Source organism: Edaphobacter flagellatus (genome assembly GCF_025264665.1).
Classification (GTDB): Bacteria; Acidobacteriota; Terriglobia; order Terriglobales; family Acidobacteriaceae; genus Edaphobacter; species Edaphobacter flagellatus.
In genome coordinates this window covers 1,657,317-1,673,998 of sequence record NZ_CP073697.1, presented here as the reverse complement: position 1 = coordinate 1,673,998, position 16,682 = coordinate 1,657,317, and the positions used below count along the sequence as shown (strand labels likewise).

Annotated in this window: 18 protein-coding genes; 10 read left to right on the top strand and 8 right to left on the bottom strand. The window is 58.4% G+C overall.

Going from position 1 to position 16,682, the window contains the following annotated elements; genetic code table 11:
- Positions 1-12 precede the first annotated feature (12 nt).
- Positions 13-1,449, top strand: a complete 1,437-nt coding sequence (locus KFE13_RS07095; protein WP_260706466.1) for a PAS domain-containing sensor histidine kinase — start codon at positions 13-15, stop codon at positions 1,447-1,449.
- 94 nt (positions 1,450-1,543) lie between these two features.
- Positions 1,544-2,761, top strand: a complete 1,218-nt coding sequence (locus tag KFE13_RS07090; protein WP_260706465.1) for an alginate lyase family protein — start codon at positions 1,544-1,546, stop codon at positions 2,759-2,761.
- A 4-nt stretch (positions 2,762-2,765) separates the two neighbouring features.
- Here the strand turns inward: KFE13_RS07090 and pgsA are convergent, their stop codons facing one another.
- The gene (gene pgsA / locus KFE13_RS07085; RefSeq protein WP_260706464.1) at positions 2,766-3,473 is read right to left on the bottom strand and encodes a CDP-diacylglycerol--glycerol-3-phosphate 3-phosphatidyltransferase; all 708 of its coding nucleotides are present in this window, start codon (positions 3,471-3,473) and stop codon (positions 2,766-2,768) included.
- Positions 3,474-3,695: 222 nt separating this feature from the next.
- Here pgsA and KFE13_RS07080 point away from each other — a divergent pair, with 222 nt between their 5' ends.
- The gene (locus KFE13_RS07080; protein WP_260706463.1) at positions 3,696-5,195 is read left to right on the top strand and encodes an Ig-like domain-containing protein; all 1,500 of its coding nucleotides are present in this window, start codon (positions 3,696-3,698) and stop codon (positions 5,193-5,195) included.
- A 62-nt stretch (positions 5,196-5,257) separates the two neighbouring features.
- On the opposite strand, the gene KFE13_RS07075 is transcribed toward KFE13_RS07080, so the two are convergent.
- Positions 5,258-6,523: a Glu/Leu/Phe/Val family dehydrogenase gene (locus KFE13_RS07075; protein ID WP_260706462.1), complete on the bottom strand. Its 1,266-nt coding sequence runs from the start codon at positions 6,521-6,523 to the stop codon at positions 5,258-5,260.
- A gap of 231 nt (positions 6,524-6,754) precedes the next feature.
- Between KFE13_RS07075 and trpE the strand changes: the two genes are divergently transcribed.
- Positions 6,755-8,290, top strand: coding sequence for an anthranilate synthase component I (gene trpE, locus KFE13_RS07070; protein ID WP_390891607.1), 1,536 nt, complete (start codon positions 6,755-6,757; stop codon positions 8,288-8,290).
- Here trpE and KFE13_RS07065 read toward each other — a convergent pair.
- Positions 8,287-8,784: a GNAT family N-acetyltransferase gene (locus KFE13_RS07065; RefSeq protein ID WP_260706461.1), complete on the bottom strand. Its 498-nt coding sequence runs from the start codon at positions 8,782-8,784 to the stop codon at positions 8,287-8,289. The two genes, trpE and KFE13_RS07065, sit on opposite strands and share 4 nt — an antisense overlap.
- 240 nt (positions 8,785-9,024) lie before the next feature.
- Between KFE13_RS07065 and KFE13_RS07060 the strand changes: the two genes are divergently transcribed.
- Entirely contained in the window at positions 9,025-9,876 is an 852-nt protein-coding gene (locus tag KFE13_RS07060; RefSeq protein ID WP_260706460.1) for a hypothetical protein, read from the top strand.
- A 69-nt stretch (positions 9,877-9,945) separates the two neighbouring features.
- Here KFE13_RS07060 and KFE13_RS07055 read toward each other — a convergent pair whose 3' ends face one another.
- Entirely contained in the window at positions 9,946-10,230 is a 285-nt protein-coding gene (locus tag KFE13_RS07055; protein ID WP_260706459.1) for a hypothetical protein, read from the bottom strand.
- A gap of 86 nt (positions 10,231-10,316) precedes the next feature.
- Positions 10,317-11,183 carry a hydroxypyruvate isomerase family protein gene (locus KFE13_RS07050; protein WP_260706458.1) on the bottom strand — a complete coding sequence of 289 codons (867 nt, stop codon included), beginning with the start codon at positions 11,181-11,183 and terminating at the stop codon, positions 10,317-10,319.
- Between the two features lie 51 nt (positions 11,184-11,234).
- Between KFE13_RS07050 and KFE13_RS07045 the strand changes: the two genes are divergently transcribed.
- From KFE13_RS07045 to KFE13_RS07025, 5 genes are all read left to right on the top strand, one after another.
- Positions 11,235-11,822, top strand: a complete 588-nt coding sequence (locus KFE13_RS07045) for an anthranilate synthase component II (protein WP_260706457.1) — start codon at positions 11,235-11,237, stop codon at positions 11,820-11,822.
- Between the two features lie 16 nt (positions 11,823-11,838).
- The gene (locus KFE13_RS07040) at positions 11,839-12,861 is read left to right on the top strand and encodes a nuclease (protein WP_260706456.1); all 1,023 of its coding nucleotides are present in this window, start codon (positions 11,839-11,841) and stop codon (positions 12,859-12,861) included.
- 124 nt (positions 12,862-12,985) lie between these two features.
- Positions 12,986-13,546 (top strand): elongation factor P, encoded by a 561-nt coding sequence (gene efp, locus KFE13_RS07035; protein ID WP_260706455.1) that lies wholly within the window; start codon positions 12,986-12,988, stop codon positions 13,544-13,546.
- 99 nt (positions 13,547-13,645) lie between these two features.
- Complete coding sequence (locus tag KFE13_RS07030; RefSeq protein WP_260706454.1) at positions 13,646-13,927, top strand: acylphosphatase; 282 nt, start codon at positions 13,646-13,648, stop codon at positions 13,925-13,927.
- Between the two features lie 3 nt (positions 13,928-13,930).
- Complete coding sequence (locus tag KFE13_RS07025; protein ID WP_260706453.1) at positions 13,931-14,476, top strand: adenine phosphoribosyltransferase; 546 nt, start codon at positions 13,931-13,933, stop codon at positions 14,474-14,476.
- A gap of 14 nt (positions 14,477-14,490) precedes the next feature.
- Here the strand turns inward: KFE13_RS07025 and KFE13_RS07020 are convergent, their stop codons facing one another.
- The 3 genes from KFE13_RS07020 to KFE13_RS07010 are packed head-to-tail and all read right to left on the bottom strand — an operon-like array spanning position 14,491 to position 16,394.
- Positions 14,491-14,754, bottom strand: a complete 264-nt coding sequence (locus KFE13_RS07020) for a hypothetical protein (protein ID WP_260706452.1) — start codon at positions 14,752-14,754, stop codon at positions 14,491-14,493.
- A 2-nt stretch (positions 14,755-14,756) separates the two neighbouring features.
- Positions 14,757-15,956, bottom strand: a complete 1,200-nt coding sequence (locus tag KFE13_RS07015; RefSeq protein WP_260706451.1) for a lactonase family protein — start codon at positions 15,954-15,956, stop codon at positions 14,757-14,759.
- Between the two features lie 6 nt (positions 15,957-15,962).
- Positions 15,963-16,394: a hypothetical protein gene (locus KFE13_RS07010; protein ID WP_260706450.1), complete on the bottom strand. Its 432-nt coding sequence runs from the start codon at positions 16,392-16,394 to the stop codon at positions 15,963-15,965.
- Positions 16,395-16,682 lie beyond the last annotated feature (288 nt).

Genomic DNA, 16,682 nt, shown 5'->3' with positions numbered 1-16,682 from the left:
AGGGACCCTCTTTTGCCACCTTCCCCATCATCTGCAGAAGAATCCAGAACCCGCCGCGTCTTCGGCTACGCCAGCGCCGTCGTTCTGCCTATCCTCGCCGCATGGTTTACGGTGAGCAGACCTGCGCTGCACGGCATCCCTTTCGCGCTTATCTCCAGCGTTATCGCAGGAATTGGCGTCTTTGCTGGCCCCGGTCCCGCTCTCCTCGCCATCTGCATTTTTGTTGCCTCGGTAAGGTTTCCCTTCAGCCCTCTCTACCAGCAGGTCTCCTTCAATACCGGCCAGATCGAGCGCTCCCTCGTCTTGCTCGCCGCAGCCTTCTTCCTCATCTTCCTCATCTGGCGACAGCGCGCTACCGAGCGCAAGCTTCGCACTGCGCTCGCCACCCTCCAGGAGCGCACCGATGCGCTTGCCCAGGCACAGCAGGCCAGCGAGCTCGCCACCTGGGTCTATAACGTCCATGCCGAAGAGACGCTGTGGGATGAGGGCTCCACTCTCATCTTCGGCCGCCCTTTCTCTGAGTTCGGTAAAACCTTCCCGATGCATCTCGTCGTTGAGGAAGATCGCATCCCGATCCGTGACGCTTTCATCAAAGCCGATCAGGAGGGCCAGCCCCTCCGCATCGAGTTCCGTGTCACATGGCCCGACGGCGAAATCCACTGGCTTGCTGCCCGCGGCTTCCAGGTCTCGCGCTCGCCCAACATCTGGCGCGGCGTTACCTTTGATGTCACACGTCGCAAAAACGTCGAGGCCGCCCTCATCCACGCGGAAAAGCTTGCTGCCATGGGGCGACTCGCCTCTACCATCGCCCACGAGGTCAACAACCCGCTCGAGTCCGTCACCAACCTCCTCTATATCGCTGGCCAGGACCCCTCCCTCAGCGATGACTCCCGCCAGTACCTTTCCCTTGCCGAAGAAGAGCTTGCCCGTCTAGGTAACATCACCCGCCTTACACTCTCCTTCTCTCGTACCGCTGGTGGCGTCAGCGCGCCTATTCCCGTCGCCGACGTCATCGATTCTGTACTCGCCCTCTTCCAGCGGCGCTGCGAAGTCCTCAACATCTGCGTGGAGCGTTTCTACACCGCTGGCGTCGAAATCGAGATCCTGCAGCACGAGCTTCGCCAGATCCTCATCAACCTCATCGCCAACGCGATCGACGCGCTCACCACCGAGAATCCCCGCCTCTGCCTGCATACCCTCAACCACACCAGCAGGGCCGTCATCCTCGTCGAGGACAACGGCTCCGGTATCGAGCTCCACGATCAGGAGCGTATCTTCGACGCGTTTTTCACTACCAAGACCGAAACCGGAACCGGCATTGGCCTCTGGGTTACACGCGAGCTGGTCGAAAAAAACGGAGGCATCATCTCCGTCGAAAGCGGCGACCACATGGGCAACATCCGGACCCGCTTCCGTCTGGAGTTCCCCGCGGCCGCAAAATCACAGTAGGCCTCTCGGTACGATTTCGTTCCCGAAAAAAATATTTCACTCTCGAAAGAAACTGCGAGACCATCGTGCCTCCGCTCACGTATAACACTCACCCATGAACCACACGAGGCAACTTCTCGCCGCTGCAGCTTTCTTCGTCGCCACCCTTCCAGCACTCGCGCAGCCGCCACGCGTCTTCCTCCTCGATGCCAACCAGCTTGCTTCCATCAAAGCTGCTCCGGCCTCCGACGTCCGCAAGCAGCAGGTCGTGAAGGCAGCTACCGCAGCTGCCGACAAGGCCATCACCGAAGGCCCTTTTTCCGTCATGCAGAAGGGCGTCACGCCTCCCAGCGGCGACAAGCACGACTACATGTCCCAGGCTCCCTACTTCTGGGCCGACCCCTCCAAACCCAACGGTTTGCCCTATATCCGCCGCGACGGTGAGCATAACCCCGAGATCAAAAAGATCACCGATCACGACCAGCTTGGCCGCCTCGGCGAAGATTCCCGCAACCTCGCTCTCGCCTGGTATCTCACTGGAAATGCTGCCTATGCCGACCGCGCCGCGCTTCTCATCCGTACCTGGTTTCTCGTACCCGCCACACGGATGAACCCTAACCTCGAGTTCGGCCAGGGTATCCCCGGCATCAACACGGGCCGCGGCATCGGACTCATCGAGACGCGCTCGCTCATGCCCATCGCCGACGCCGCAGGCCTTCTCGCGGGCTCACCCGCATGGACCGCCGCCGACCAGAAGGGCCTCACTGACTGGTACGCTGCCTTCCTCAAATGGATGCTCGACAGTCAGAAGGGAAGAGACGAGGATGCCGCCAAGAACAACCACGGCACCTGGTACGACCTGCAGGTCACCGACTACGCCCTGTTCCTCGGCCGCCGCGATCTCGCCGTCGAAACTCTCACCCGTGCCAAGCTCCGCCGCATTGCCTTTCAGATTGAACCCGACGGACGCCAGCCCCTCGAGCTGGCCCGCACCAACGGCTGGGGCTACTCCATCGGCAACCTCGACGGCCTTATGCAGCTTGCCTGGCTTGGCCAGCAAGCCGGCGTCGATCTCTGGGGCTTCCGCACCGCCGACGGACGCAGCATTCGAGCTGCGCTCGACTTCCTCATCCCCTACTCCGAAGGAAAACCCTGGGACTACCAGCAGATCGGAGGCTTCCATGCCGATGCTCTTCTGGGCTGCCTCCAGCAGGCCGCCAACTTTTACCACGATCCCAAATATGTCCAATTCGCCCAGCAGCTTGCATCCGGACACAACGACCCCGTGACCGTCCTGCGTCGCGTATCGCTGTCGGCTGCTGCTGACAACTAATGCATCAGGAGATGCGGGATGGGTGTTCTGAGGACGGCTGGGTTGGCTTGGCTTTGCGGCTGAGGACGATGCCGCGTCGTCGCCGCTGGCGCTCGGAGGCGTGGTCGATCTTCTTCCAGAATCCGACGAAGTAATCGACAGCCGAAATGATCGAGACGATCGTCATCCAGTAGATTGCCGTCAACGCGATGAAACGGACGGCGATGACGAAGCCTCCGTGGAAGTTTGGAAACCAGATCCAGTAGTCCCAGCGATGGGCGAGGATGGAAGCGACGACGGAGACGATTTGGATGACGGTTTTGAGCTTGCCGATCTCCGAGGCTTCGATCGTGAAGCCCTCGGCGGCTGCGATCGAACGCAATCCCGAAACCAGAAACTCACGCCCGATAACGAGTACGGCGATCCACGGTGGGACGATACGCGGGTTGTAGGCAACCAGCACGATGAAAGCCGCCGAGACCATGAGCTTATCGGCCAGAGGATCGAGCAGCATACCCATGGTGGTGATCTGGCCGCGCTTACGGGCGAGGTAGCCGTCCAGGCCGTCGGTGATGGCGGCCAGAATGAAGACGACCGAAGCGATGATCTCCTGCTCTCCACCGCGCAGGCCGGTCTGCCCGTGGCCCTGGAGGGGGAACGAGGACGAGAGTATCCAGATGAACAGCGGGATCGCTGCTATGCGGCTCATCGTAATGGAATTGGGCAGATTCATCGCTGGTGATTAGACGTTCCCGGGCAGGCAGGCGCGCTCCAGAGGAGACACTGTCATTCTGCCACATGCATGGACGCGCTCGCCTGCTGTTTAAAACAGCCTTTCGTTGGTTTATGTTGCGGACTCCCTGCTTCGAGCTCCGGTAATCGGGCAGGATGGGGCATCGCGGACTGTTTCCGGGCGGAAAGATGCCGATAAGGCATGTATCTGCCGGACTCGGTTATGACTATTCGCGACCTGAAGACGATTTTGTTGGCGCTGTGCATTGCCGGACTGCCTCCGTTTACGACAAGGGCCGAAGGGCAGGTGGTGTCAGCTCCTGTGGTGGAACCGCCCACGACGCCCCCGACGGTAAGTTCGCAGAGTGCGCCGCTGGTACCGAGCACAGTTGCACTACAGATTACGACGTCATTGGTAGTGTTTTTTGGCGAACCGATCGATGGTCTGGCACAGGTAACAGCGAGTGATGGGGCGACGGTGACAGGGACGGTGACCTTCTACGACGGCACCACCAGTTTCTGCACACTGCCGCTGACCAATGGCGCGACCTGCCCGGCGAGCGTGGCAACGAGCTTCAGTGCTGGAACCCATATCTTTACAGCGGTTTACTCAGGTGATGCGACGCATGCTGCTGCGACCTCAAACGCGGTGACGGTAGTGGTGAAGCAGGATACGACTTCGACGACACTAGGCAGCTCATTGAATCCGGTGGCCGCGGGTGGCAACGTGGTGTACACGTCGCAGGTGCAGGGGGCTCATGGAACGGTTGTGGGCACAGTGGAGTTCTTCGATGGAACGGCTTCCATCGGTCGGGCATCGCTGGATGTCAATGGGCAGGCGAGGCTTGCCGCACTGATAGTCGCTGGGGGAACGCACGGCATGACGGCGGTATATGTAGGCAATGCCAACTCTGCCAGCTCGACAAGCCCCGTTCTCAATGAGGTGGTGGCGAATCCGCTGGTGGCTTCTGCAACGACGTTGAGCGCAAGTGCGAATCCTGCGGTTGCAGGAGACAGCGTTATGTTTACGGCCCAAGTATCTGGTGGCGCAGCTCTACCGACCGGCCCCGTAACATTTGTTGAGGGTGGAACCGTACTGGGCTCGGCCATGTTGGATGCGACGGGGGCGGCGGTGTGGAGCACGTCAGCTTTGAGCGTGGGAGGCCACAGCATCGTGGCTCGCTATGCAGGTGATGCAAGTACAGCTGCGAGTATTTCTGCGGTGCTGAATGAAATAGTCAGCGCAGCTTCAGCCTCGGGCGGATTCACGCTGGGCGTCAGTACGGTGACAGTGGCTGCGGGCGATACGGCGATTGTGCCGGTGCAGACGACCGCGGGCTCGATCTTTGCGAAGACGCTGAATGTCAGTTGCAGCGGGCTGCCGGACGAGGCTTCATGCTCAATAGGTGCGGATGGATTGAGAATCAGCACGATGGGTCCGAGGGATTGCGGCACGACGGTGCCATATAACCGGGCAGGACTGCCGATCGTGGGACCGGTGCTGGCTGGCTTGTTGTTTCTCTTTCTGCCGAAATCCCGGTGGGCAGTGAAAAGTTTGTTTACTGCTGTGTGCGCCGTGATGGTATTAGGGACAATGGCTGGATGTGGGACGGGGAACTGCACGGATCTTGGCTCGCGGCCAGGGACGTATACGGTTACCGTGACGGGAAGCGCTGGAGGGACGAGTGTTTCTCAAAAGGTGAAGCTGGTCGTAGTGCCGTAGTCGTGTTGCAGAGAAAAGAAAGAGGCAGCTTGCGGCTGCCTCTTTGCCTGCTTGCGAACTTACTATGCGTAGATGCCGCGTTGACGCGTGGTGTAGGCCACGCGGTCGATGGCGAGCATGTAGGCTGCGATGCGGTTGTTGACATTGTGAGTCTGCGCGTAGGTAACGACGTCGCGGAAGCTCTCCGACATGATGTGGTCGAGGCGCTGGTTGACTTCGGACTCGGTCCAGAAATAGCCCATGCGGTCCTGCACCCACTCGAAGTAGCTGGTGGTCACGCCACCAGCATTAGCGAGGATATCGGGGATGATGAAGACGCGCTTGTCGGCGAGCATCTCGTCGGCGATGGGTGTCGTCGGGCCGTTGGCTCCTTCGCAGAGGATTTTGCAGCGTATCTTGTCAGCGTTCTTGCTCGTGATGACGTTTTCGGTTGCTGCGGGAATGAGGATCTCGCAGGGGTAGGTGAGCAGCTCGTGCCGATCGACGGCCTCGGCTTCGCGGAAGCCTGTTATCGTACCGGTGTTCTGGCGGTGCTCGAGCAGGGCGGGGATGTCAATGCCCTTGGCGTTGAAGAGACCGCCGTCGTACTCGGCGATGCCGATGATGGTGTAGCCCTTCTCCGCCAGCAACCTGGCTGCGTTTGATCCGACGTTACCGAAGCCCTGGACGATCACACGGCAGCCCTCTACGGGCATGTTGAGGGTCTTGAGCGCTTCATCGCATACGACGGAGAGACCGCGGCCGGTGGCGGCGGTGCGGCCGCGCGAGCCACCGAGGTTGACGGGCTTGCCAGTGACGACGGCGTTGACGGTCTGGCGCATGTGCATGGAGTAGGTATCCATGATCCAGGCCATCGTCTGTTCGTTGGTGCCCATGTCCGGGGCGGGAACATCTTTTTCGGGGCCGATGAACTCGACCAGCTCAGCGGTGTAGCGGCGCGTCATGCGCTCGATCTCACCCTGGGACATCTTCTTGGGATCGCAGATCACTCCGCCTTTGGCGCCGCCGAAGGGGATGTTGACGACGGCGCACTTCCAGGTCATCCAGGAGGCAAGGGCGCGGACTTCGTCTAAGGAAACATCGGGTGCATAGCGGATGCCGCCTTTGGCTGGTCCGCGTGCGATGGAGTGCTGAACGCGGTAGCCGGTGAAGACCTCGATAGAGCCGTCGTCCATTCCGACAGGAATGTGGACGATAAGTTCACGGGTGGGCTGACGGAGGACCTTCCAGAGTCCGCGGTCGAGGTTGAGTTTTTTAGCAGCGAAGTCGAATCGAGCAGCCTGGGCTTCCCAGGGATTGGTCTCCTGCTCGAGGGTTAGCGTTTGCATCGTGATTTCCTTTTGTTCCGTTGCTGGTATCAGCGATTCTCCGGCCATCGTTTTGCCCTCCGGTGAAAACCAGATGAAAGCAAGCATACAGCCTGGGCCAGACCGGTCTGTGGCTCAAACCTCAGGGAGTATAGGCCGCCGAAAGTGGCTTTCGCAAACATAGGAAAGGGGGTTACGTACCACTTTTGGATCATGTTGATCAAGTGGCAAAGGCCTTGCTAAGGCGCGGTTATGATGAAGAAGATGCCCACGATCAGCCCCCTTACTCAGTCGCCGTCGGAGCGTGACTTTCTTAAGCTTGCCCGCACGTACACCCTGGTGCCGGTTTATCGCACGGTGGCTGCCGACCTGGAGACGCCGGTTTCAGCGTTTCTGCGTATTGCAGCCGAGGAGCCGGAGGCGTTTCTGCTGGAGTCGGTCGAGGGCGGCGAGCATGTTGGGCGGTACACCTTCATCGGGATTGAGCCGTACAAGAAGATGGTGGCTCGCGGAAGTCACATCACGGTTCGCGAGGGCAAAAAAGAGACGGCGTTTCCTGGTGACATCTTCGCTGAGTTGAAGAAGGCCCTGAGCGGACATAAACCGGCGAAGCTGTCCGGGTTGCCTCCGTTTACGGCTGGAGCAGTGGGTTTCTTTGCGTATGATGTGGTGCGGCAAATAGAAAAGCTGCCTGCGACGGCAAAGGATGAGCTGGGAGTTCCCGACGCCTGCCTGATGTTTTTTGACCAGGTGCTGGCGTTCGATCACGTGAAGAAAGAGATTCACCTGATGGTGACCGCCGACCTTACGCGCGAAAAGCGCGAAGGGGCGTATGCCCGCGCGGCGAAGCGGCTGAATCGGCTGGAGAAGAGGCTTGCGAGCCCGCTGCCTGCGATGAAGAAACGCAAGCCGCAAGGCAAGTTGAAGCTGGTTCCACGGACGGCGAAGGCCAGCTTCCTGAAGGCGGTCGAGAAGACGAAGGAGTACATTGCGGCGGGCGATGTTTTTCAATGTGTCCTGTCGCAGCGGTTCGACTGCGAGCCGGGCGTGGATGCGTTTGAGGTCTATCGTGCGCTGCGCATTGTGAATCCTTCGCCGTATATGTATTTTCTGCGCTTCGGGTTGGAGGATGGTAAGGCGAAGCCAGCAAAGAAGCCGGTCGCGCATCATATCGTCGGCTCGTCGCCGGAGTTGCTGGTTCGCGTGCATGGCCGCGATGTGGAGTACAGGCCGATTGCAGGCACGCGTCCGCGCAGCGCCGACGAGGTGGAGGATCGCCGCATCGAAGCCGAGCTTCGTGCCGACGAGAAGGAGCGCGCGGAACACATCATGCTGGTCGACCTGGGGCGCAACGACGTGGGCCGCGTGAGCGAGTTCGGCAGCGTGAAGGTGAAGGATCTCATGTTCGTCGAGCGCTACAGCCACGTGATGCACCTGGTGAGCGCGCTCGAAGGAAAGCTGAAGGATGGGCTGGCGCCGATCGACGCGTTTCGAGCCTGCTTCCCCGCTGGTACGCTGAGCGGCGCGCCGAAGGTTCGCGCGATGGAGATCATTGAAGAGCTTGAGCCGGCGCGTCGTGGCGTCTACGGCGGAAGCGTGCTCTATGCCGATTTCAGCGGCAATCTGGATTCATGCATCGCCATTCGTACCCTCTACATGAATGGCCCGCATGGACACATTCAGGCTGGTGCGGGGCTTGTGGCGGACTCGGTTCCTGAGAAGGAGTTCGAGGAGTGCAGAAATAAGGCGCAGGCAGTTGTGCGCGCGATTGAAAAAGCGAGAGGCTAGAGAACCGCTCTAACCATTTCATATTCCACGATTGCTGGATCGTTGGGATAGGGCTCTGTTTTTCCTGTCATGCCAAATCCGATGCTGCGGTAAAACTCGATGGCGGAGTCGTTGACACTGGTCACCATCAGATGCAGCGTCTTGATGCTCTTCGAAGCAGCCCATACTGCAATCTTGTCGATCAGCTGGCGTCCGATGCCCAGCCTGCGAGCCTCAGGCGCAACCCACATAGAGATGATCTGCCCTTTCTCCGCATCATTTTCGTCAGTGAAGCAGAGTGCGAGACCGACATAGCTGCCGTTATTACGAGCGAGGAAGCCAATGTCATGCCCATGGATGAGGCGCGTTGCCCGTGCCAGCCACTCGTCGTCGGTGAACTGAGACTCGCGTGCATAGGTGCTCCCGAAGGCTAATGGCGTGTCCTGCAAAGCGCGCAGACGCACCACTTTATAATCCGCAACGAGTAATGGGGTAATGGGGATGAGCTCGGTCATTTAAGGCTGAGTCTAAGCTAAGCGACGCGGGAGCCTATGATCTTTGCCCGAGTTTTATGCCTGCAGGTTTTACCTGTCAGTCACATATCCGAGCAAAGTCTTTCCTAAAGAAACCAAAACCGTATTTATAATTCAGAAGGTTTTTGCAAAGGTTTACTTAAAGTAAGCAGTATGGGAGGTTAGCAAGCCGGCCTCTGACCTGGCATGGAACCAGATTTCCATCACTATGAGGAGGCATGAATGCTGCTACACCGGCTGTATGCACGTAAAGTTACGCTTGGAGCTCTTTCTGCTTTGGCGGTTGTTCTTACCCTTACGCCTGCTGCCTTTGGGCAGGACGCGCTTATCGAGGGCCTGAAGCAGAAGTACCGCATTTCAGAGATCAATGCTCAGGGCGTCGTCGCTAACCCTGGAACTGTCCTGACGATCGAGGCGGACGGAATCAACGCCGAGCCCTATCCCACGATGATCACCTTTGAGAACCCAGTCGTGGATGGGCAGGTGAAACAGCGCTCCAAGGGCCTTGGCTTTCTCAAAAGCAACAACCTGCAGATTCTGCAGCCCGGCCAGAAGGTCTATATCACCAAGATTAACGAAAGCACGTCGGGACAGGAAGATTCGCTCAAGATCACCATTCTGACGAGCGACGCTATTCTGGCTCGATTCTCGAGCGGAGCCTACAGCTCGTATCAAACCGCGAAGAGATATTCGACGACCCTGGCATTCAAGTTGCCCAAGGGCTCACTGTCGGGAATGTCGGTGGACAGTGCATCCAAGATGATTGAAGCCGTTCTGTCGTTCAACCCTGCCGATCAGGTGAGGACGCATGATGCTGGTGTGGTTACGCGCTCCTGCGAACCGCATTGCGCTATTTCCGCGACCACAGGAGCTCCGGTCGGAACACCGAGCAGTGCATTCGCCCCACCTCCACCAGCCAGCGCACCCACTATTGCATTGGGGCAGACTCCGGATCAGGTGACTTCGATTCTGGGAACACCAAAGCAAATCGTCGACCTGGGGTCCAAGAAGATTTACAAGTATCCCGACATGAAGGTCGTCTTCACGGACGGCAAAGTCAGCGATGTGCAATAACAAGCGCACACCGCCTTCATCATTCGCAAGCAACTCGGCTTCATGACACCCGTCATGAAGCCGAGTTGTTTAAGCCAGGCGACGCGAAGAGCCTTCAATCTTTACAGGTGTTTTTGCGGTGTGGTCATCTTTGCTGGAATGCAGCACCCACAGGATGCCCCCGACAACCTGTGCAGCGGAGAGGATACGCGTTACGTTGGGTTTATCTTCAAGCGACTGCATGAGGTTCTGGAGCGGCTGCGGGCCGAAGTGCCAGGCCCTGGCATCACGACGTGGATTGATGATTCCCATAATGCCATCGCCAATGATGGCCATAGCGGTGAAGTTCTTCCAGCGGTTGAGGTCGAATTGCATCGAAGATTTCTCCAGTCGTTTTATAAGACGCATGGAGAGCCCTCTGCGTTTGCCCATCGAAATCCGCTGGAAGCTCCTGCGCGACCTCACACATCGCAAAGATCAACGGCCTGCCGCAGTGAGGTCAGCGGATCACCCTTCGGCACGAACTCATGGGCAACGTAGCCTTGAAATTTTAGATCGGCGAGGGCCTTCATCAGCGCTGGGTAGTAGATCTCCTGTGTATTGTCGATCTCGTTGCGGCCCGGAACACCACCCGTGTGGAAGTGGCCGAGAACGTCGATGTTTTCACGGATGGTGGCGATCAGGTCACCTTCCATGATCTGCATATGGTAGATGTCGTAGAGCAACTTGCAACGCGGCGAATTCACTTCGCGCATCACGCGCGCCCCCCAGGCCGTATGGTCGGCCATGTAATCCTTGTGATTGCGCTTGCTGTTCAGCAGCTCTAGGCAAATGTTGACGCCATTGTCTTCGGCGATCTTCTTCAGGCGATTCAACCCGGCGATGGTATTGCGTGCGCCCTCTTCATCCGACATACCGCGCCGGTTTCCGGAGAAGGTAATCACGTTCGGCACACCAGCCTTGGCCGCGAGCGGGATATTTTTGCGGAAGGCTTCTTCGATGGCTGCGTGATTTTCAGTGCGGTTGAGCGCGTCGGGAATTGTGCCTCCACCGGCATAGCCCATGGCGCATATCAGACCGTAGCGGCGCGGCACATCCCAGTCCTTGATATCGAGCAGGTCGATGGCCTTCAACCCCATCTGTGCCGAATACTCGCAGAGTTGGTCGAGGGTGAACTGCTTGTAGCACCAGCGGGAGACGGATTGCCGAATGCGTCCTTTGCGCTGTACAGGCTGCTGAATGGTGTTTGTCTGCTCGGCAAAGGACGGTGTTCCAGTCAGAACAGCCGCCGCCAGCCCGGATTTGAGAAAGGTGCGTCGATTCGCCATAACGGCAACATGGTACAGGGTGTGGCGCGCAGGGGCTAGAATTAACTCATCATGGTCTTCGTTCTGGACAACTACGACTCGTTTACCTACAACCTGGTGCAGTATATGGGCGAGCTGGGCGCCGAGATGGTGGTGAAGCGCAACGACGAGTTGACGCCCGAACAAGTTGAGGCAATGAATCCAGAGCGCATCCTGATCTCGCCCGGCCCATGCACGCCACAGGATGCGGGTATCAGCATGGACCTGATCCAACACTTTGCGAGGTCCGACAAGCGTGTGCCGATACTCGGCGTCTGCCTGGGACATCAGGCAATTGGAGCGGCCTTTGGCGGCGAAGTGATCCGCGCGCCAAAGCTGATGCATGGCAAAACGAGCGAGGTGGAACACGATGGCCGCACGATCTTCGCAGGCATCCCGAGGACGATGACCTGCACACGGTATCACTCGCTGATTGTGAGCCCAAAAGGACTGCCTGCTGAGCTTGAGATCTCAGCACGTACGACCGATGCACTAACAGGCGAAGAGACAATTATGGGCCTCAGGCATCGTGAGCTGCCGATTGAAGGCGTACAGTTTCATCCCGAAAGCGTGCTGACCTCGCACGGTAAAGAGATTATTGCGAACTTTCTCAAGATGTAGGTGGAGCGAAGCTGACATGCGTCGACGACTAATGACGATGGGTGCGCTGTGCACGCTGGTTGGTATCCACGCGCAAGCGCAGCAGTCGATCGGCTCAGTCGGAATCGCAGACGCGACGGTTGCCGGAGCGCTGGAAGTCTCGAACGGACGGGCGATCCTGCAGGGGGCATCGACGGTAACAGCTCGCGACCGCACGGCAGAGATTGCCCTGAAGCGCGGCGGTACCGTGAAGGTATGTGCGACAAGCGGCCTGCACATTACCGCTGGCAAGGGCACAAAGGATGTTCCATTGATGTTGGCTCTCGATCGCGGTGCGGTTGAGATTGCGACACGAGTTACGTCGAACGATGTCGTGATGACGCCGGATCTGCGCTTCACCATGGATTCTGCGGGAGAGCTGGACCTGCGACTGCGTGTTGCTCGTAACGGTGATACCTGTGTGGAGAACCGGGGCAGCGCTGCTCCAGTTCTGAAAGTAGCCGATCAGTTTGGCGAATCGAACTATCAGCTTCATGCGGATCAGCATGTGCTTTTCGAACGTGGGAGTCTGAAAGAGGTCGTCGATCACGAGAGCGAGCCGTGTGGATGTCCGTCTGAGCCTGTGATCTCGGTTGCCGATGCCGGTGCGCATGGAGGAACGCCAGCGACTCCTGGAACGCAGGTTGCCGGCAACACGTCTAAAGCGGCGGCGGAACAGCATCCATTTCCTGCTGCAGTCAGCGCCGGACTTTCTCCCACGAGCTCCTTGCCTCCTGCTGCTCCGCAGGGCCAGGTGCATGCGCAGGTATCAACATCGTTGAGTTATGGCGAAGGCAACAATGGCAATCCCGCCATCGGTGGCGATCCTGGGGTCACGGGAACGGCAAAAAATACTGCGGCAAATACAAGCGCCGTACCAGCTGCAGAGACGCAGCAAAACAGCACGACTACCAGTACAACGGTGCGTGCAGAGGCTCCGCCTCCTCCTCCTGCGCCTTCAAGTGGCAATGTTTTCCGCTCGATAGGACACTTCTTCAAGAGGCTATTCGGTGGCCACTGACGCGGCTTTGCGGGCCCTGCTGCGGTACAATAAAGAGAGGTCTGGATGATCGGCTGCCTGCTGGTGCGCCGCCGGACAAACTCTTAAAAACAAGCTGAACTTCAGCAGAGATCAGGGGTTTTTTATGTCGATTCCCGCAACGCAGATGCGCCCGGGCATGGTTATCAAGTTCAAGGACGATCTCCACCTCGTCTTTTCGGTGGAGCACCGGACGCCGGGCAATCTCCGCGCCTTTATCCAGGCGAAGCTGCGTAACATCCGCACCGGCGCGATGTTCGTCGAGCGCTTTCGCTCGCCCGACCCGATCGACCGCGTCGTCGTTGACGAAGTGAAGATGGAGTACCTGTACAACGACGGTGACGACTACTACTTCATGGACATGGAGACCTTCGAGCAGACGCATCTGAAGCGCGAGACGCTGGGCGATGCCGTGGACTACCTGTTACCCAATCTCACCATCGCCGTCAGCTTTCACGACGGCAAGGCCGTAGGTATCGAGTTGCCTAATGTGGTCGAGATGACTGTCGTCGAGACGGAGCCAGGCATCAAGTCAGCCACCGCTTCCTCAGTGACCAAGCCTGCGAAACTCGAGACGGGCCTAGTGGTCCAGGTGCCTCCGTTCATCAACGAAGGTGAGAAGATCCGCGTGGATACGGCCGAAGGCGCCTATATGAGCCGCGCTTAGTCTCAATGAGACAACTGGGAGGCAGAGCGCGGTGCTCTGCCTCTTTTGTCTGCGGTGCATTGTTGCGCGTGGCGCATCGCTCTGCGAAACTGAATCCTCATGGTTCGCTACTATCTCGTCAAAGGCCGTGTGCAGGGCGTTGGATTTCGCTGGTTTGTACATCGCGAAGCCGCGGAGCTTGGTCTGCGAGGCTGGGTTCGTAATACGGACTCAGGTCACGTCGAGGTCATCGCTTCAGGCTCACCTGAAGTGCTGGACGAACTGAAGAAGGCACTGCATAAGGGCTCGCGCGGAAGCCGCGTCGATGCCGTCATCGAAGAAGAGCTGGATGCAAGCGAAGACGCGAAGCTGGGACCGTTTGTGATTGAAGGAGCGTGGTAAAGAATGCAAGATGCAAGCCTGATCAACTGTGAGCCGTTGAAGCCGCTGATCCGCACTGTGCCGGATTTTCCCAAGCCGGGGATTCTTTTTTACGACATTACGACGCTGCTGAAGGATAAGACGGGCTTCGCGCAGCTGATCGACGCCTTCGCCGCGTATTATATCGGCAAGGAGATCGACCTGGTGCTGGGCATTGAGGCGCGCGGCTTCATCTTCGGCCCGGCGCTGGCGTATCGCCTGAACGCGGGATTTGTTCCCGTGCGCAAGCCGAACAAGCTGCCTGCGAAGACCGCCAAGGTCAGCTACGACCTGGAATACGGCACGGATTCGCTGGAGATTCATCTGGATGCGATCAAGCCCGGTCAACGCGTCATCATTGTCGACGACCTGCTGGCCACGGGTGGCACGATGGAAGCAACCGTGCAGCTGGTGCGCCAAATGGGTGGCGAGATCGCAGGCCTTGGCTTTGCCATCGAGCTGGACTTCCTGAAGGGCCGAGCCAAGTTTCCTGGTTACGACGTCTTCAGCCTGTTGCACTACGACGAGTAGATTCTTAATCCAACTTATGCGGGCTCGGAGACGCGTAGTCGTTCTTCGAGCCCGATGTAGTTTTTGCGACGGAACCAGTCGGTCATGCTGGCTTCGAGGCGATTGAGCGGGACGCGGTAGCCGACTTCGAGAAGGCCGTCGGCAATAGGTAGCGTGTCGTCGAAGATGGCGTCGTTGGTGAAGTTACGCATGCTGAAGTTGTCTATCCAGTGGATCGGACACGGATGCGCGGTGCCTTCTTTGTCGATGTGTTCAATGCGCAGGCGACGGGCGAACATGCTCAGGCGAAAAGGATATAGAACGGTGAGTCGAGCGCGACGGTCTGCGTCGGTCCGGTCAGTTTTCCGGTTCCCTGATCGCGGCGGAAGACGGTGATCGAAGCCGAATCCTGGTTGCCGCAGAGAATCCACTGGAAGGTGGGATCGAAGGTGAAGTGGCGTGGTGTTTTGCCTCCGCTGGAGATGCGCTGGACTTCCTTGAGCGAGCCGTCATCGTTGATGGCGAAGACAACGAGCGTGTCTTCGCCGCGGTTTGAGGCGTAGAGGAAGTTGCCGTCGGGCGAGACCATGATCTCGGAGGCTGTGTTCTTTGCTGCGGGGAATCCAGAAGCGAGTGTACTGACCGTTGCTCCGGCGTTGATGAGCAGGCCTTTTGGGTTCGTGGCTGAACGAGTCGTCGACCAGAGGAAGCGGTCGATGGTGGAGTCGAGCTCATTGATGAGGTAGATCCAGCGTCCGTTGGGATGGAAGGCAATGTGACGCGGGCCGGAGCCTGCTCGCGTGTTTGTAACGAGCGGTTCGGAGGGAGTCAGCTTTGCCGTTGATGGGTCGATGCTGTAGACGGTCAACGAGTCGCTGCCGAGATCGTTGACGATGAGGAAGCGATCGTCGGGCGAAATGTGGACCGAGTGTGGATGCGGCTTGTCCTGACGCGTCGGGTTGGGGCCTCGCGCACCGTATTTCGCATCGTGATAGTCGAAGGTTTCGACGGGACTGGAGAGCGTTCCGTCGGACTGGATGCGATAAGAAGCGATGGTTCCGCCGAAGTAGTTGGCGACGAAGGCGGATTTTCCGGTGGAGTCGACCGAGATGTAACAGGGACCTGCGCCTGCGGAGGAGACTTTATTTTTCTGCGTCAGCGCGCCGGAGCGCATGTCGAGGCTGAAGCTGGTGATTGTGGCCGCAGGATCGTTGATGGCATTGACGGCGAAGAGGGAACGATGCATTGCATCGCGCTGGGGCGAGATGGCCATGAAGCTGGGCCGCTGCGTTTCAGCGGCGAGGACCGGTTCGCCGAGATGTCCGTTTTCGAAGCTGCAGCGGTAGATGCCCTTCGCGACTCCCTTGGTGGTGTCGGTACCGATGAAGACATGCATCGACATCGCCGGAGCGGGCTTCTGGCGATGGAAGGGCGAGACAAAGGTCTGGGCCGAAGCTGCATAAGCCGGCAGCAGAAGAAGAAAGCGGCGGCGCGTGGTCATTGGTAATTAGACCGCTTCACCCGGCAGATGGATTCCCATTTCGTCTTCGGGGCGGATGTTTTCGTTAATCACAGGAAGACTGGGGAGGTTGATGGTGCTTCCGGCTTCGTGGACGATGGCATCAGCGTGCGTCAGGACCTCGTCGACGGTCATGGTGTACATGTCGCGACCGTTGTCGTAGCCGGACTCGATGGCCTGCTTGAGGTAGCGTCCCGCGATCTGCGCGGCGAGGTAGTCGGTGATGACCTTGCCGTTGCGGCGCTTCTGCTCGATCCAAGCGAGGTTCGGCAGGGCAATCCAGACGGAGCGTCCATTGACCGAGAAGCGGATGTCGGTGGCGTCGGCATGGCGGGTGGCGATGGCGACGATGGTTCCCTGCCAGGTGCAGTGAAGCTGCTCGCCAGTCCAGCGGTCGGTCACTTTGAAATCTTCGTACATGGTTGAATTTTAGCGCAGCGGAGGATGGGGTCCTCCCCCTCCCCTATGTTTTATGCAAAATATTGATTTTGCATGGTTTAGTGCGGTGGCTTCGATGCAAAATATTCCATCGAAAGGAGTTAACCCTAAAAATATTGAAAATAAATGAGTTGTGGACTTTTTCGAAGCTTCGATCCGGTTTTTTCTGATCGTGTTTTAAGTTTAGCCAATGGATAGAAACTAATCGGCAGTTTTCGGTCATTTATTTTTCTGCGTAACTGCATTGTTGTCAGCAGGTTACGGAGATTG

Bases quoted from the DNA above. Each gene is read 5' to 3' on its own strand.
- KFE13_RS07050 (WP_260706458.1), bottom strand. From the start codon at position 11,183: ATGGCGAATCGACGCACCTTTCTCAAATCCGGGCTGGCGGCGGCTGTT.
- trpE (WP_390891607.1), top strand. From the start codon at position 6,755: ATGATGAAGAAGATGCCCACGATCAGCCCCCTTACTCAGTCGCCGTCG.
- pgsA (WP_260706464.1), bottom strand. From the start codon at position 3,473: ATGAATCTGCCCAATTCCATTACGATGAGCCGCATAGCAGCGATCCCG.
- KFE13_RS07015 (WP_260706451.1), bottom strand. From the start codon at position 15,956: ATGACCACGCGCCGCCGCTTTCTTCTTCTGCTGCCGGCTTATGCAGCT.
- KFE13_RS07080 (WP_260706463.1), top strand. From the start codon at position 3,696: ATGACTATTCGCGACCTGAAGACGATTTTGTTGGCGCTGTGCATTGCC.
- KFE13_RS07040 (WP_260706456.1), top strand. From the start codon at position 11,839: ATGCGTCGACGACTAATGACGATGGGTGCGCTGTGCACGCTGGTTGGT.
- KFE13_RS07055 (WP_260706459.1), bottom strand. From the start codon at position 10,230: ATGCAATTCGACCTCAACCGCTGGAAGAACTTCACCGCTATGGCCATC.
- efp (WP_260706455.1), top strand. From the start codon at position 12,986: ATGTCGATTCCCGCAACGCAGATGCGCCCGGGCATGGTTATCAAGTTC.
- KFE13_RS07045 (WP_260706457.1), top strand. From the start codon at position 11,235: ATGGTCTTCGTTCTGGACAACTACGACTCGTTTACCTACAACCTGGTG.
- KFE13_RS07065 (WP_260706461.1), bottom strand. From the start codon at position 8,784: ATGACCGAGCTCATCCCCATTACCCCATTACTCGTTGCGGATTATAAA.
- KFE13_RS07060 (WP_260706460.1), top strand. From the start codon at position 9,025: ATGCTGCTACACCGGCTGTATGCACGTAAAGTTACGCTTGGAGCTCTT.
- KFE13_RS07030 (WP_260706454.1), top strand. From the start codon at position 13,646: ATGGTTCGCTACTATCTCGTCAAAGGCCGTGTGCAGGGCGTTGGATTT.
- KFE13_RS07075 (WP_260706462.1), bottom strand. From the start codon at position 6,523: ATGCAAACGCTAACCCTCGAGCAGGAGACCAATCCCTGGGAAGCCCAG.
- KFE13_RS07090 (WP_260706465.1), top strand. From the start codon at position 1,544: ATGAACCACACGAGGCAACTTCTCGCCGCTGCAGCTTTCTTCGTCGCC.
- KFE13_RS07010 (WP_260706450.1), bottom strand. From the start codon at position 16,394: ATGTACGAAGATTTCAAAGTGACCGACCGCTGGACTGGCGAGCAGCTT.
- KFE13_RS07025 (WP_260706453.1), top strand. From the start codon at position 13,931: ATGCAAGATGCAAGCCTGATCAACTGTGAGCCGTTGAAGCCGCTGATC.
- KFE13_RS07020 (WP_260706452.1), bottom strand. From the start codon at position 14,754: ATGTTCGCCCGTCGCCTGCGCATTGAACACATCGACAAAGAAGGCACC.